The organism is Acidovorax sp. ACV02, assembly GCF_014851475.1.
Classification (GTDB): domain Bacteria; phylum Pseudomonadota; class Gammaproteobacteria; order Burkholderiales; family Burkholderiaceae_C; genus Acidovorax; species Acidovorax delafieldii.
Genome location: NZ_JACUZU010000001.1, coordinates 1 through 15025, shown reverse-complemented (window position 1 = coordinate 15025; position 15025 = coordinate 1). Strand labels below are relative to the sequence as shown.

Below are 15025 nucleotides of genomic sequence, written 5' to 3'. Positions count from 1 at the left end.
TCGCTGACAGCTATCAATTTGGTAGTAGTCAACCTCAAGACGGTCCTGCGGCTGTCCGTCGTGCCGCAGCAACTGCCGGTGTGGCCGACCGCTTGCGCAGTCGTTGCCAGAACCGCCAGCCCAGCAGCGCGCCGAGGATGCCGGCGTAGACCGCCACTTCGCCAAAGTTGTTCTTGCCAGCACGCATCCAGAAAAAGTGCAGCAACGCCAACCCTGCCACCGCATACACGGTGCGGTGCAGCGCCTGCCAGCGTTTGCCACCCAGTGCCTTGATCGCACGATTGAATGAGGTGGCGGCCAGCAGGGCCAGCAGCACCAGGTCCAATGTACCCACCAGAATGAATGGCCGCTTGGCGATGTCGTGCAGGATGTCCGGGATGTCAAAACCCATGTCGAACCAGCTGTAGCTCAGCAGGTGCAGCACGCCATAGAAAAACACGAACAGCCCCAGCATGCGCCGAAACCGAGCCAGCTGAGGAGTGGAGGTGATGACGCGCAGTGGAGTGATGGCCAGCACCAGGCAGAGCGCCCGCAGCGTCCAGTCACCGGTTGCCCGGATCAATGCCTCCGCAGGGTTGGCACCCAGCTGGTTCGCCACCGCCGCATAGACAAGCCATGCCAGCGGCAACAGGCACAACACAAACACCACCGGCTTGGCGACGGGGTGGAGCAGTAGTTTTCGCATCGCGATCAAGAGAAGACCAAAGCCTCATACACCGCCAACGACGGCGCCGAGACCAGGGCCATCAGTAAAACTTCTTGAGGTCCATGCCCGCGTAAAGCTGGCCAACCTGGGCTTCGTAGCCGTTGAACATCAGCGTCTTGCGCTTCTTGGCAAACAAGCCGTCTTCGCCAATGCGTCGCTCGGTCGCCTGGCTCCAGCGGGGGTGGTCCACATTGGGGTTCACGTTGGAATAGAACCCGTACTCCTGCTGGGCCGCCTTGTTCCAAGCGGTGCCTGGTTCCTTTTCGACAAAGCGGATCTTCACAATGCTCTTGGCGCTCTTGAAGCCGTACTTCCATGGCACCACCAGACGCACCGGTGCACCGTTCTGGTTGGGCAGAACCTCGCCGTACATGCCAAAGGCCAGCAAGGTCAGAGGGTGCATGGCTTCGTCCATGCGCAGGCCTTCCACGTAAGGCCAGTCCAGCACGCGCGAGCCGACGAATGGCATCGTGGCCTTGTCGGCCAGGGTCACGAACTCGACGTACTTGGCGCTGCCCTGGGGCTCCACCCGCTTGATCAGCTCGGCCAGCGAATACCCCACCCACGGGATGACCATGGACCAGCCTTCCACACATCGCAAGCGGTAGATGCGTTCTTCCTGCGCGCTGAGCTTGATCAGGTCTTCAATGCCGTATTTGCCGGGCTTCTTGACCAGGCCCTCGACCTCCACCGTCCACGGACTGGTCTTGAGGGTGTGCGCATTGCGGGCGGGGTCGGCCTTGTCGGTGCCAAATTCGTAGAAGTTGTTGTAGGTGCTCGCGTCCTTGTAGTCCGTGAGCTTCTCCATGGAAACCGCACCTGCCACCGCCGACTTGGCGCCCGCCAGAGGCGCCAGCTTGCCGGGACGCGTGACCGCCACCTGCTGCGCCAGGGCCTCACGGCCCGCCCAGGCCGCCATTGCCGCACCTGCGGCGCCACCCGCCATCAGCTTGAGCATCTGGCGGCGGCCTTCATAGACCGAGCGGGGGGTGATTTCGGAGGAGTGTGGGTGGTGAAAACCCGAATCGCGCGAGGGGATCAGCATGGTGGCTCCGGTCATGTGGGGTGAGACAGCTGCAGCGGTAGAGCAGAACAACTGTTAGTTCGTTCCCTGGACCGCTCAGGTTACACCGAAGACGCAATAGTTGTTGCGCGCCACCGAATGCCCGACATGCCTGCCGCGCCTGCCAACAATCTCGCGGGGAGTCGTTAGCAGGCCTTGAATCATCACAGCGTGCCGTAGCTGTGCAGGCCGCTCAGGAACATATTGACGCCCAGGAACGCGAACGTTGTCACCGCCAGGCCAACCAGCGCCCACCAGGCGGACACGGTACCGCGCAAGCCCTTCATGAGCCGCATGTGCAGCCACGCCGCGTAGTTGAGCCAGACGATCAGGGCCCAGGTTTCCTTGGGGTCCCAGCTCCAGTAGCCGCCCCAGGCCTCGGCGGCCCACAGCGCACCCAGCACCGTGGCGATGGTGAAGAACGCAAAGCCCACCGCAATGGACTTGTACATCACGTCATCCAGAATCTCGAACGAAGGCAGACGCGCCGCGATGCGCTTGCGCCCCAGCAGGATGCCCGCAACGATCAGCGCAGAAATGCCGAAGTACACCATCCAGTAGCTGCCGCCATTCTCCGTCGCCCCCTGGCGGAACACGATGGGCTCGAAACACAGCACCACGCCCAGCAGCCACAGCGGCGCCAGCTTGTACCAACGGGTTTCGGTGGCCTGCTGCTTGATCAGGTAGGCAAACGCCACCATGGCCGACAGCGCAAACGTGCCGTAACCGATGAAGTTGGCGGGCACATGCAGCTTCATCCACCAGCTCTTGAGCGCAGGGACCAGCGGCTGGATCTCATGCGCTTCGCGCACCACGGTGTACCAGAGCAGGAAGCCCACCGCCGCGCTCACCACCAGCATCACGAAGCCGCCCAGGGCGCGCGTGTCGTACTGCTCTTCGTAGTACAGGTAGAACGCCGCTGTCATCCAGCAGAACAGCACGAACACTTCGTAGAGGTTGCTCACCGGGATGTGGCCGATGTCCGGGCCGATCAGGTAACTTTCGTACCAGCGCACCAGGGTGCCAATGAGCGCCATGGCCACCGCCACCCACGCAATGCGCGAGCCCAGCATGCTCATGGTCTTGCCTTCGCCACGTGCAAACATCCCCACCCAGTAAAACGCCGTGCTGATGAAAAACAGCATGCTCATCCACAGGATGGCCGACTGGCTGGACAGGAAATACTTGAGGCCGAACACCGTGTCGGCCCGCGTCAGGCTGCCTGCCCCATCTTGCTGGTACAGGCCAATGGCCATGAGCGCCACGGCCGCCACCACCAGCATCAGAACGCGCAGCGGGCGCCAGAACCAGCCCAGCCAGATGGTGCTCGGAATGGCGCCCAGCAAAATGCCTTTTTCGTAGACATCCATGAAGGCCCCGTAGCGCTGCAGCGCATACAACGCCCCCACGGCCACGATGGCGGCAAACAGCCAGTCAAACCAGTTGCGGCGAGCGAAGAACCCCTCGTTCAGGGTGATCGTGGTGACGGTCGAGGAAGAAGTCGCGGTGTTCATGCGGTGCCTTCGCGGGGCGATGCCCCGATCAGTTTCTGTGCGAGCTGGACAAACTCCTGGTCGCCATCCATGGTCTTGCGGTTGGTGGACAGGGCCATGGTGGCGTGGGTGCGGCCATCCTGCGGCGCCACCCAGACCCACACGCGCCGCTCGCGCACGTAGAGCATGGCAAAAACGCCCAGGATCAGCAAGGCGCAGCCCAGATAGACAACATTCTTGCCAGGGGCTCGCGCCACCTGGAACACGCTGGCCTGGACCTGGGTGAAGTCCTTGAGTTCAAACGCCAGGGGTGCAGGGTAGATCTGCGCATCGCTGAGCGAGAGCACGGCCTGTGTCATGAAACCCCGGGTCTGCTCGTCCTGCGCCAATGGCGGAAGCCCCTCGCGCTGGCGCGACAGCTGGGCCAGCTCGAACAACGTGCCATTCAGAATGCGCACCAGGACCTCGCCTGCGCGCGCGCGCTCGGCCTCGGGCACATTGGCTTCCATGAAGTCCGACACGGCCTGCAGCCCGCCCGTGGGCTTGCCATCGACCATGCCCCGCCCCGCAAAGAGCGCCAGCGCACGCACGGCAGACTGCTGCAATTGCTCGGCCAGCTCCGGGCGCGAGGCATCCATGGCCTGGGACACATAGCGGCGCACCGCCTGCTCCCGGGCTTGCGGATCGGCCAGGGCAGCTTTCATGCGCATGAAGCCATCCATGCTGCCCTTGTCGTCGGCTGGCACACGCAGGTAGCGGAAGGGCTCTGCCGGAGACTCGCGCACACCGAGCAGGAACACCGGCACGCCGTCGCCCGTGTCCACCGGCAGCATGTAGTTATGGAACTCGCGGGCCTGGCCAGCCGCATCACGCAGCTTGTAGCTCACGCTGGGGCCCACATTGCGCAGTTCTTTTTTGGTGGCGGTCTTGTTGGCTGCCCCCAGGCGCGACTCCACCGATTCGCGCAGGTTCACCTTGCGCACGTCTGCACCGCTGGCGCCAGGGCCAGCCCCACCAAAATTCTCGACGTTGATGGTGCGCAGCGCCGTGAACTCCAGCGTCAGCGTATCGCTGCCAGGGCCGCCGCCCTTGTTGGTGAGCTGGGTGGAGTTGCCCACCACACCCTCGACGTCGAATGCCTTGGCGCCCGCCACCATGGGCACGGCACGCAGCTTGAGGTGCGAGCCGCCGTCGTCAAAACTCGACTGATAGATCTCGATGCCCTTGTAGCTGGCCGGGTGGTTCACCTCGACGCGCGCGGGTGTCTTCTCTCCCGTGGCCTTGTCGTGGATGATGATCTCGCTGGCGAACAGCTTGGGCATGCCGGTGGAGTAGTGCTCCACGATGAACTTCTTGAGCTCGATCGCAAACGGCAGGTCCTGCAGCAACACGCCGTCGGACTGGCTCAGGATGGCGGTGCTCGACTGTGTGCCCTCTGCCACGAGCAGGTTGCCCCGGAAGGTGGGGTTGCGCTCGGACAGTCGGTGCTCGGGCTTCACATCGGCGATCAGCCCCCCCCCGGTGTAGACCGACTTGCCGCCCAGCAGCATCTGCGCACGCACGATGAGGTCGCCATCCAGCAGGCCGCCCACACACACCAGCACGATGGCGCTGTGCGCTGCGATGTAGCCAATCTTGTTGGCGGCGCCAGCCTTGGCAGCCACCATCCAGCCGGTGCCTGGACCTGCGGCTGTGTCGCGCTGCTGCAGGCGCACCTTCCACCCGCCACCGGTCAGCAGTGTGCCAATGCGGCGTGCCTCGGCCTCGGCCGATCCGGGCAGATCGGCCTGCGCCTTGTGGTGGAACGCCTTGAGGCCCTGCTCGCGGATGTTTTCCTTGTAGGCCTTGAGGTCCACCAGGATCTTGGGCGTGTTGCGGGCAATGCACAGCGAGGTGCTGATCACCAGGAACGCCAGGATCAGCAGAAACCACCAGGCGCTGTACACCGCGTTGAGCTGGATGGCGCCAAACAACTCGGCCCAGAACGGTCCGAACTGGTTGACGTAGTTGGCCGAAGGTTCGTGCTGCTTGAGCACCGTGCCGATGACCGAGGCGATGCAGATCACCGTCAGCAGCGAGATGGCAAAGCGCATGGAAGACAGCAGCTCGACCCCGGCGCGCAGGGCCTGGGAGCCGGACTTCATGCGAAGGCCCTGGGTGTTGTCGGACATGGGTGGGAGCGGTGTCTGCGAGGCGCGAAAGAAAAAGGGCGGGACCATCGCTGCGATGGACCCGCCCTTTTTGGGGTTGTTATTGGCGGTAGGTTCCGTGCCGCCCGGTCAATCAGGCCGGGTCATGACAAATATCAAGCAATCAATCAGCGCAGGCCGGCGATGTAGTCCGCCACGGCCTTGATTTCCTTGTCATTGAGCTTGGCAGCCACCTGGGTCATCTGAATGCTGTTGGCGCGCGAGCCGTCGCGGAACATGTTCAGCTGCGACACCGTGTAGTCGGCGTGCTGGCCCGACAGGCGGGGGTACTGCGCAGGGATGCCAGCGCCATTGGGGCTGTGGCAGCCAGCGCAAGCAGCGATCTGGCGGTCGGCAATGCCGCCACGGTAGATGCGTTCACCCATGGCAACCAGGTCTTTGTCCTTGGCAAAGCCGGCCTTGGCGGGCTTGGACGTGAGCCAGTAGGCGATGTTGCGCATGTCGTCATCCGACAGGGCTGTGGCGAAGCCCTTCATGATGGCGTTGTTGCGCTTGCCGGACTTGAATTCCTGCAGTTGCTTGACCAGGTATTCGGGGTGTTGCTGCGACAGCTTGGGGTTGGCCGCGATGGCCGAGTTGCCGTCGGCGCCGTGGCAGGCCGCACACACCGCAGTGAAGCTGGCCTCGCCCTTGACGAGATCCGGCTTGGCCGCTTTGGGTGCATCACCCGCTGCAAAGGCCGAAAAAACAGGTGCTGCCAGTGCGGCAGCCGTCAGCAATGAGGCGAGCAACTTCATATCGAGGGTGTGTGTTTATGTGCGCAAAACCTCGCGATTCTACAATGATGGTTCTTTCTCTCCCAACTCCCCATGACGACACCCCCCTCTGCGCCAGTTGCTGGCTCTCTCCCGCCCGCACCTGACGCCAAAATCGCCATGGGCTGGATGCACACCGCCAGGTTCCTGACCACCGCGGCGCAACTGCACCACCTGCCGCCCATCGACGTGCCCGAAATCGCTTTCGTGGGCCGTTCCAACGCGGGCAAATCCACCTGCATCAACACCCTCACCCAGCAAAAGCAGCTGGCATTTGCCTCCAAGAAGCCGGGGCGTACCCAGCACATCAATTTGTTCTCGCTGGGCAAACAAGGGGTGATGGACGCCGTGCTGGCCGACCTGCCCGGCTATGGGTATGCCGCCGTATCGCGCTCGGACAAGGTGCGCTGGCAGCAGGTGATGGTGAATTACCTGGTCAGCCGCCCCGGCCTCACGGGCATCGTGCTGTTGTGCGACCCCCGCCTGGGCCTGACCGAGCTGGACGAGGCGCTGCTCGAAGTGGTGCGCCCCCGGGTCGAGGAAGGTCTCAAGTTCCTCATCGTGCTGACCAAGGCCGACAAGCTCACGCGCGCCGAACAGGCCAAGGTGCTGTCGATTACGCGACTGCACGCGGGTGGCGGCGAGGTGAAGATGTTCTCGGCACTCAAAAAGCAAGGGGTGGATGAAGTGGCCCAGCTGCTGTGGCAGTGGGCGCACCCGGTGAAGCCCCTCGCCGAAGAGCCCCCTGTTGCTGCTGACAGCGTCAGCCCCACCCAGCCGTCATCCACCGGCGAATCGGAGTCCAACTAGCCGCAAGCGCAATCGTTTCATGCGCTGGCAGCTACAGAATGCATAGCGCCATGATCCAAGATTGCCCTGTTGACCTCCCCCACGGAATCACCCTGCACTGCCGCGTGAGCGGCATCCCCGGGCGCCCGGTGCTGTTGTTCCTGCACGGATTCCCCGAAGGGGCCTTCATCTGGGATGAACTGCTGCTGCACTTTGCCCGCCCCGAGAACGGCGGCTACCGCTGCGTGGCGCCCTACCTGCGCGGGTTTGGCCCGTCCAGCAGCCCACAGGCGGTGGATGCGTACCGCGCCAAGCACCTGGTGCAGGACCTGGTCGCGCTGATCGCCCACGAATGCCCCGGCAGTGCGCTGGAATGCCTGGTGGCCCATGACTGGGGCGGCGCCGTGGCATGGAACCTAGCCAACCAGCAGCCGCAGCTGATGAAGCGCCTGGCTATCATCAACTCACCCCACCCCGGCGCCTTTGTGCGCGAGCTGTCGCACAACGCCGCCCAGCAGGCGGGCAGCCAGTACATGCATTTTTTGTGCAGGCCCGATGCCGAAGCCCTGCTGGCCGAAGACGACTTCCGCCGCCTGTTTGCCTTTTTCAACGCCCCGGACGGCAGCGCCCCCGCATGGCTGACCGACGAGGTGCGCGCCCAGTACCGGGCCCTGTGGCAACAGGGGTTGCATGGTGCCTGCAACTACTACCGGGCCAGCCCCATCCGCCCGCCGCGCGAGGGCGACCCCGGCGCCCAGGCCATCACCCTGCCCGAGTCGATGTTGACGGTGGACGTGCCCACGCTGGTGCTCTGGGGCATGGACGACCCCGCCCTGCTGCCCGGCTTGCTGGACGGCCTGCCCGGCTGGATCCCCCGGCTGCAGGTGCAGCAGGTGGAGCAGGCATCGCACTGGGTCGTGCACGAGCACCCCGAGCGCGTGGCCGTGGAGCTGCAGCGTTTTTTGCTATCTAAACAATAGCTATCAGCGCATGATGCACTAGCGCATCAAGCCATTTTTGCTGATATTTCAGCGGGAATACACGGAGGGCTCGCCCTCCGGGCGGGTCTTGAAGCGCTTGTGCACCCAGTAGTACTGCTCGGGCATGGTGTCGATCACGGCCTGCAGCTCGCGGTTCATACGGGCCGTGTCGGCCTCAGCGTCGTCGGTGGGGTAGTTGGCCCAAGCGGGCGAAACCTCGGCCACGTACCCGGTGGGCGTCATGCGCGAATACACACCCACCACCTTGGCGCGGCCCAGTCGCGCAAACCGCGACAGCGACGGAATGGTGGCTGCCGTCACGCCATAGAACGGCACAAACACCGAATCATTGCGGCCGTAGTCCATGTCGGGCAGCAGGTACAGCAAGCCCCCCTTGCGCAGGTTGGCGATGATGGGTTTGACGCCGTCCGAACGGTTGAGCATGCGCACATCGCCAAAACGCTGGCGCCCGGCCATGAACCAGGCATCCACCGCCGGATCAGGGTGGGTGGCAAAGATGGACGTGAACGCACGGCCGCTGCGCAGCGGCAAGGCCAGGCCACCCGCGTCCATGCCGTAAAAATGCGGCGCAAACAAGATGGTGGGCGTGTCGCCCTCCAGCTCGTGCACGGCACCCGTCAAACGCACACGCTGCTCCACCACCGAACGCGGCGCGGCCCACAGCCAGCTGCGGTCCAGCCAGGTCTGGCAGAACGCGACAAAGCTGGCCCGCGCCACGGCGCGGCGGCGCGCTTCGGTCCAGTCAGGAAAACACAGCGCCAGATTGCGCAACGCCACCCTGCGGCGGGGCGCCACCAGCACAAAGGCCACCTGTCCGAGCAGCCAGCCCATGCCGCGCAACACCGGCAGCGGCAGCAGCGCCAGCACCCGCATGAACCACACACCCAAACGCCCTGTGAGGCCCTTCATGCGGCGCCTCCGGCGGCAGGTTCGACCGGAGCAGCCTCGCCACGCGGCTGCTTGTAGCGGCCATAGCCCCACAGATATTGCTCGGGGCATTGGCGAATGAGGTGTTCCATGGCTTGGTTGATTTGCAGCACGGCCTGGTCCATCTGGTCGGACAGCGGCTGGGGCAAGGGCTCGAAATGCGTGACATATCCACGACCCCATGGCAGACGCTCGCAACGCGCCAGCACCACGGTCGCGCCGGTCTGTTGCGCCAGGCGCACGGCCAGGGTCATGGTGTAGGCGTCGCGCCCAAAAAAAGGTGCCCACTGGCCCTGCCCCTCGGGCGGCACCTGGTCAGGCAGCAGGCCCACGGCCTCGCCCCGGCGCAGGGCCTTGATCATCTGGCGCACACCCGCCAGCGTGGTGGGCACGGCCAGCATGCCGGGGCGGTTGCGTGCGGTCTCCATCACCTTGGCCAGCCAGGCCTGGCGTGCCGGGCGGTACAACACCGTGATGGGGCCACGCTCCGCGCTCCAGCGGCGTGCAGCGGCCTGGGCCGACAGTTCAAAACACCCCTGGTGCGGGGTCAGAAATACGATGCCGCGACCGGCTGCATAGGCCTGCTCCACACAGGCTTCGCCCGTGAGTGCGCAGGGCATGGTCGCGCCCATCCAAAGGCGTGGCAGCTCGGCCACCATGCGGCCCGCATGGGCCACGGCGGCGCGCACATCGCCAAAGGCATAGCCCGCCAGCGCTGAGTTGGCGAGAAACCGGCGCCGGTAGGTGGGAGACGCCACAAACGCCACCCAGCCCATGGCCGCGCCCATGATGTGCAGCAACCACAGTGGAAATACGGAAAAGAATCGAAAGACGACTGGCATTAAAATGACGGGGTCGCTGAGTTAAATGAGCAACTTGCAGGGCGACGTTAAAAAAATCTGCTAAAGCGTTCGCCAGATCTCCTTCGGGGTGAGGGCAACGCCCCAAATGCCGGAACACAGGAGTTTATTCAAATGGCGAACGACTTTCTCTTTACCTCGGAATCCGTCTCCGAAGGCCACCCCGACAAGGTGGCCGACCAGATCTCGGACGCGATTCTCGATGCCATCTTCAAGCAAGACCCCCGCAGCCGCGTCGCCGCTGAAACGCTGACCAACACCGGCCTCGTGGTGCTGGCGGGCGAGATCACCACCAACGCGCATGTGGACTACATCCAGGTGGCGCGCGACACCATCAAACGCATCGGCTACGACAACACCGACTACGGCATCGACTACAAGGGTTGCGCCGTGCTCGTGGCGTACGACAAGCAGTCCAACGACATCGCCCAGGGCGTGGACCACGCGTCCGACGACCACCTGAACACCGGCGCTGGCGACCAGGGCCTGATGTTCGGCTACGCCTGCGACGAGACGCCCGAGCTGATGCCCGCGCCCATCTATTACGCGCACCGCCTCGTCGAGCGCCAGGCCCAGCTGCGCAAGGACGGCCGCCTGCCGTTCCTGCGCCCCGACGCCAAGTCGCAAGTGACGATGCGCTATGTGGACGGCAAGCCCCACAGCATCGACACCGTGGTGCTGTCGACCCAGCACCACCCCGACCAGAGCGAAACGCAAACCAAGATGAAGGCCTCGTTCACCGAAGCCATCATCGAAGAGATCATCAAGCCCGTGCTGCCCAAGGAATGGCTGCAGAACACGCGCTACCTGATCAACCCCACCGGCCGCTTCGTCATCGGCGGCCCCCAGGGCGACTGCGGCCTGACCGGCCGCAAGATCATCGTGGACACCTACGGTGGTGCCTGCCCCCACGGCGGCGGCGCATTCAGCGGCAAGGATCCAACGAAGGTGGACCGCTCGGCCGCCTACGCCGCCCGCTACGTGGCCAAGAACATCGTGGCTGCCGGCCTGGCGCGCCAGTGCCAGATCCAGGTGGCCTACGCCATTGGTGTGGCCGAGCCGATGAACATCACCGTCTACACCGAAGGCACCGGCGTGGTGTCGGACGAGCGCTTGGCCGCCCTGGTCCGCGAGCACTTCGACCTGCGCCCCAAGGGCATCATCCAGATGCTGGACCTGCTGCGCCCCATCTACGAAAAGACGGCAGCCTACGGCCACTTCGGCCGCGAAGAACCCGAGTTCAGCTGGGAAAAGACGGACAAGGCTGCTGCGCTGCGCGCAGCGGCGGGCCTGTAAAGGCCCGGAGCGAAGCGAGCTTGTCCGGCTTTCGGCGCAGGCTCATATCGCGCAGCGATGTGAAGGGCCGCAAGGCCCGTGCCGCAGCCAACGTACGGGCAAGGCTGTAAAGCCCGCTGCGCGAATAGCGCGGTATCGGCCTTCGGGCGAAGTTCATATCGCGCAAGCGATGTGAACGCAGGCCAAGGTACGGACAAGGCTGCTGCACTGCGTGCGGCAGCAGGGCTGTAAGCCCTCCGCGCGGCACGCGCGGCTTTCCGTACGTGGACGAAGCTCATATCGCGCCAGCGATGTGAGCGCAGGCCAAAAGACGATCAGGGCAGCCCCCCCACAAGCCGCAACGCCCCGCGTTGCGGCTTTTCTTTTGGCGCTTCACCACCGCCCGCCAGCGGCGCTCTCCTACACCCGCCGCCCGCTTGCACTGACGGCACACGCCACAGGCCGCGGGTATCGTTCCTGCACACCCTTTCGCAGCCCCGAGCTGCCTCAACATCCACCGCAAGGAGCGACCACCATGCTGAAGTACGCCATTATTTTTGCCCTGATTTCCCTCGTGGCAGGGGCTCTGGGTTTCAGCGGTGTGGCCGCAGGTGCAGCGGGCATTGCCAAGGTGCTGTTTGTGCTGTTCCTGGTGGTTGCCGTGGTGTTTGTGGTGCTGGCGGCCATCGGGGTGGGCGCCGCGCGCAAGGTGCTCAAGTAGTCCTGCACACCTTCGTCACTGCAACACAACACACAGCCCACCATGACCGATACGACCACCATTTTTGAAGCCCTGCGCGAGAGCCACGAGCGCCAGCGCGCGCTGTACGGCGCACTGACGGACACCAGCGGCGACACGCCCGAGCGGCGTGACCTGTTCGATCAACTCAAGAAGGAACTCGCCGCCCACGCCCAGGCCGAGGACCGCCACTTCTATGTGCCGCTGATGGCACACGACGCAGGCATTGATCTGTCGCGCCACGCCATTTCAGAACACCACCAGATCGACGAACTGGTGGAGTCACTGGAAGAGACCGAGCCATCGAGCCCTGCCTGGTTGCCGCTGGCCAAGAAGCTGGCCGAGAAGGTGGAACACCACCTGAAGGAAGAGGAACACCGCTTCTTCCAGATGGCGGGCAAACTGCTGACGGAGAAGCAGAAAACCGCGCTGGCGGCAGACTACCGGGCGGACTATGAGGACGCCAAGGCCGCTACGGCCTGAAACCACGCACCAACGCGAATCAGGCGGCGTCTTCGGCCTGGATCACGCAGTTGCGGCCGCTGGACTTGGCCTTGTACAACGCTGTGTCCGCGCGCTTGATGAGCGCATGGCTGTCTTCCTTGTGGTCCCAGGTGGCCACGCCAAAGCTGGCACTGACATGGCCCACGGCGTCGAATGGCACCCCTGCAATGCGCGCGCGCACCGCCTCGGCCATGGCCATGGCGGCGTCCACCGGGGTTTCCTTGAGCAGGATGATGAACTCCTCGCCCCCAAAACGCGCAGCGCAGTCGGACGACCGCAGCAACTCGCGCACACGCAGCGCGGTGCTCTTGAGCACCACATCGCCAGAGTCATGCCCAAAGGTATCGTTGATGCGTTTGAAAAAGTCGATGTCGAACATCACCACCGACAGACTCCCCTTCCTGATGCGGGTGTCGGCCATCTCAGTCTCCAGCCTCTCAAAAAAGCGCCGGCGGTTGACCAGGTCCGTCAGGAAGTCCTTGGTGGCGAGGTCTTCCAGCTTGCGGTTGAGCCGTGCCATGGGCTCTATCACCAGCGACGACAGCGACAGGTTGAGGCCCACGAACAGCAGCACAAAGCTGCCCACCAGCGCCGTCATCACCGTGTTGAAGGTCTGACGCGCCTTCTCCAGCGGGAAATACATGGGCACCTTCACCACCTGGATGCCGACCGTTTCGTTCATGCCCCAGCCAAAGCCGTTCTTGTCGCCATAGACCTTGAGCATGGTGGGTGGGGCCACGGCGGGCGTGCTGTGGCAGGCCATGCACTGCGGCTGCTTGATGGTGATGGGCCGTGCCACGTACATGGCACGGTGCATGCCCTCGCCCACCTCGCCGGTCACTTCCTTCTTGAGGTCGGCACGGCCTTCGCGAAAGTCGCTGATGATGCGCTCTTCCCACTCGTTGGCACGGTCGCGCAGGTTGGTCGGGTTGAGCACCGCCTCCTTGTATTCGTAACCGGGGAACCGGTTCTGCAGCCGGCGCAGGGTCTCGGTGGCGGCATAGGCGGGCACGGTCTGGGGCAGGAATTTTTCGGCCAGCGTCACGTCCAGGTGGGGCTTGACCAGCTCGGTGGTGTAGTCGCGGATGGCCATGGCGGCGTGCATCATGATCTGCGAGTTGTGCTGCACCTCCTCAATGGCAGACTGCTGCAGGAAGCGGTGCACATAGGCGCCCGCGCCCAGCACCGCCAGCAGCAGCACGCCCGCCAGCACCAGATTGAATTTGAGCCGCAACGACATGGATCTCCCTCGGTGGCCCGCGCACGGCGGGCCTGTTATTGGAGGTGCGGACACGCCATATCGGGCGCAGTCCCCCGGGTTCACACAGGTGGGCTTGCACGCCGCATCACGGGACCACGGCACGAAAAGGACGGATTCGCGCTACAGAAACTTTGCGCGCAGCGTGCAAGCGGCGCATTGTCGCCACGTTTGTACGGCCCGGTCCATCTCTTTTTTGCCACGCTGCCCTGCGCCCCCGCCCCATGCCCGGCATGAACCGCCGGGTCGCACAATAGCAACTTCAGAGGCGGGTGGCAGCGCCGCCCATCTGCCGCCGCCAGGGCGCCCTGCGATGGTCATCCCCCCACCCACGACACTGGCCGGCGGTAAAATCACTACAAAAAAGATAGCTACCAGCATATATACATCCAGCGCGTACAGCCCCATTGCTTGCTCGACCTGCTCCAACGCCGACCCAATGCCCCGGTCAACCCCTGGCATGCGACGGCCACCGCGAGGACATGGGCGGCCCCCAAGCCAGCAACGCGAAGGGCCCTGAAGCGCACCACCAGCCGGAGACACATGGTCGACACCGCCATCTACATCGGACGTTTTGAGCCCGTCCACAGCGGCCACATGGCGCTATTGCAACGTGCACTGGACAGCGCCCCGCAGGTCATCGTGGTGATCGGCTCGGCGTGGCAGGCACGCTCGCCCAAGAACCCTTTCACCTGGCAAGAGCGCGAAGCCATGCTGCGCGCTGCCCTGGCCCCCGCCGACAGCGCCCGGGTGCAGGTGCTGCCCATGCGCGACTACTACAACGAAGCCGTGTGGGTGCAGGCGGTGCGCCGGGGCGTAGCGCGCCTCACTGCCCCGGGCGCACGCATCGGCGTGGTGGGCCACTTCAAGGATGCGACCAGCGGCTACCTCAGCGCCTTTCCAGGCTGGCAGCTCATTCACATAGACCGCCAGGGCCGCATCGACGCCACCGCCATCCGGGACGCGTACTTTGGCGCCACGCCTGCCACCGCGCGCGCCGCCGTGGCGCCGCTGGCCGCAGAGATTCCCGAGAGCACCATCGCCACGCTGGAGCACTTTGCGCAGACCCCACACTACCCCGCGCTGCAGGAGGAGTGGCGCATGCTGCGTGGTTACCGCCAGGCCTGGTCTGCTGCACCCTACCCGCCCGTGTTCGTGACGGTGGACGCCGTGCTGCGCTGCCAGGACCATGTGCTGCTGATCCGCCGCGCGCACGCACCCGGCAAGGGCCAGCTGGCCGTGCCCGGCGGCTTCATCGAGCAGCGAGAAACCGTGTGGCAGTCCTGCCTGCGCGAGCTGGTGGAAGAAACCCACTGCAACCTGCCCGAGGCCCGCATGCGCGCCGCGCTGCAGTCAGTGGCCGTGTTCGACCACCCCGACCGCAGCCAGCGCGGTCGCACCATCACGCATGCACACTACTTTGACCTGGGCGATGCGCCCTTCCC

Annotated in this window: 14 protein-coding genes; 6 read left to right on the top strand and 8 right to left on the bottom strand. The window is 64.5% G+C overall.

Going from position 1 to position 15025, the window contains the following annotated elements:
* Positions 1–34 precede the first annotated feature (34 nt).
* From IB236_RS00070 to IB236_RS00050, 5 genes are all read right to left on the bottom strand, one after another.
* Complete coding sequence (locus IB236_RS00070; protein WP_192418156.1) at positions 35–685, bottom strand: sulfite oxidase heme-binding subunit YedZ; 651 nt, start codon at positions 683–685, stop codon at positions 35–37.
* Between the two features lie 61 nt (positions 686–746).
* Entirely contained in the window at positions 747–1751 is a 1005-nt protein-coding gene (gene msrP / locus IB236_RS00065) for a protein-methionine-sulfoxide reductase catalytic subunit MsrP (protein WP_192418154.1), read from the bottom strand.
* Positions 1752–1933: 182 nt separating this feature from the next.
* A complete protein-coding gene (gene ccsB, locus IB236_RS00060) occupies positions 1934–3283 on the bottom strand; it encodes a c-type cytochrome biogenesis protein CcsB (RefSeq protein ID WP_146869894.1) in 1350 nt (449 codons plus the stop codon).
* Positions 3280–5433, bottom strand: a complete 2154-nt coding sequence (locus IB236_RS00055; protein WP_146869895.1) for a cytochrome c biogenesis protein ResB — start codon at positions 5431–5433, stop codon at positions 3280–3282. The genes ccsB and IB236_RS00055 overlap by 4 nt, the downstream gene beginning before the upstream one ends.
* A 146-nt stretch (positions 5434–5579) precedes the next feature.
* Positions 5580–6209 (bottom strand): cytochrome c, encoded by a 630-nt coding sequence (locus IB236_RS00050; RefSeq protein ID WP_015012649.1) that lies wholly within the window; start codon positions 6207–6209, stop codon positions 5580–5582.
* Positions 6210–6281: 72 nt separating this feature from the next.
* Here IB236_RS00050 and yihA point away from each other — a divergent pair, with 72 nt between their 5' ends.
* Both yihA and IB236_RS00040 read left to right on the top strand, forming a co-directional pair.
* A complete protein-coding gene (yihA, locus tag IB236_RS00045; protein WP_146869896.1) occupies positions 6282–7037 on the top strand; it encodes a ribosome biogenesis GTP-binding protein YihA/YsxC in 756 nt (251 codons plus the stop codon).
* A 50-nt stretch (positions 7038–7087) separates the two neighbouring features.
* Entirely contained in the window at positions 7088–7996 is a 909-nt protein-coding gene (locus IB236_RS00040) for an alpha/beta fold hydrolase (RefSeq protein ID WP_192418152.1), read from the top strand.
* A gap of 48 nt (positions 7997–8044) precedes the next feature.
* On the opposite strand, the gene IB236_RS00035 is transcribed toward IB236_RS00040, so the two are convergent.
* Positions 8045–8926, bottom strand: a complete 882-nt coding sequence (locus tag IB236_RS00035) for a lysophospholipid acyltransferase family protein (RefSeq protein ID WP_192418150.1) — start codon at positions 8924–8926, stop codon at positions 8045–8047.
* Positions 8923–9786, bottom strand: a complete 864-nt coding sequence (locus IB236_RS00030; RefSeq protein WP_146869898.1) for a lysophospholipid acyltransferase family protein — start codon at positions 9784–9786, stop codon at positions 8923–8925. The genes IB236_RS00035 and IB236_RS00030 overlap by 4 nt, the downstream gene beginning before the upstream one ends.
* Before the next feature lie 132 nt (positions 9787–9918).
* Here IB236_RS00030 and metK point away from each other — a divergent pair, with 132 nt between their 5' ends.
* From metK to IB236_RS00015, 3 genes are all read left to right on the top strand, one after another.
* Complete coding sequence (metK, locus tag IB236_RS00025) at positions 9919–11100, top strand: methionine adenosyltransferase (RefSeq protein WP_056060126.1); 1182 nt, start codon at positions 9919–9921, stop codon at positions 11098–11100.
* A 514-nt stretch (positions 11101–11614) separates the two neighbouring features.
* A complete protein-coding gene (locus tag IB236_RS00020; RefSeq protein WP_056060124.1) occupies positions 11615–11800 on the top strand; it encodes a DUF1328 family protein in 186 nt (61 codons plus the stop codon).
* A gap of 42 nt (positions 11801–11842) precedes the next feature.
* The gene (locus IB236_RS00015; RefSeq protein ID WP_146869899.1) at positions 11843–12301 is read left to right on the top strand and encodes a hemerythrin domain-containing protein; all 459 of its coding nucleotides are present in this window, start codon (positions 11843–11845) and stop codon (positions 12299–12301) included.
* A gap of 19 nt (positions 12302–12320) precedes the next feature.
* On the opposite strand, the gene IB236_RS00010 is transcribed toward IB236_RS00015, so the two are convergent.
* Positions 12321–13562, bottom strand: a complete 1242-nt coding sequence (locus tag IB236_RS00010) for a diguanylate cyclase (RefSeq protein ID WP_192418148.1) — start codon at positions 13560–13562, stop codon at positions 12321–12323.
* A 561-nt stretch (positions 13563–14123) separates the two neighbouring features.
* Between IB236_RS00010 and IB236_RS00005 the strand changes: the two genes are divergently transcribed.
* Positions 14124–15025 (top strand): bifunctional nicotinamide-nucleotide adenylyltransferase/Nudix hydroxylase (locus tag IB236_RS00005; RefSeq protein ID WP_192418140.1); only part of this gene is annotated, 902 nt, incomplete at its 3' end.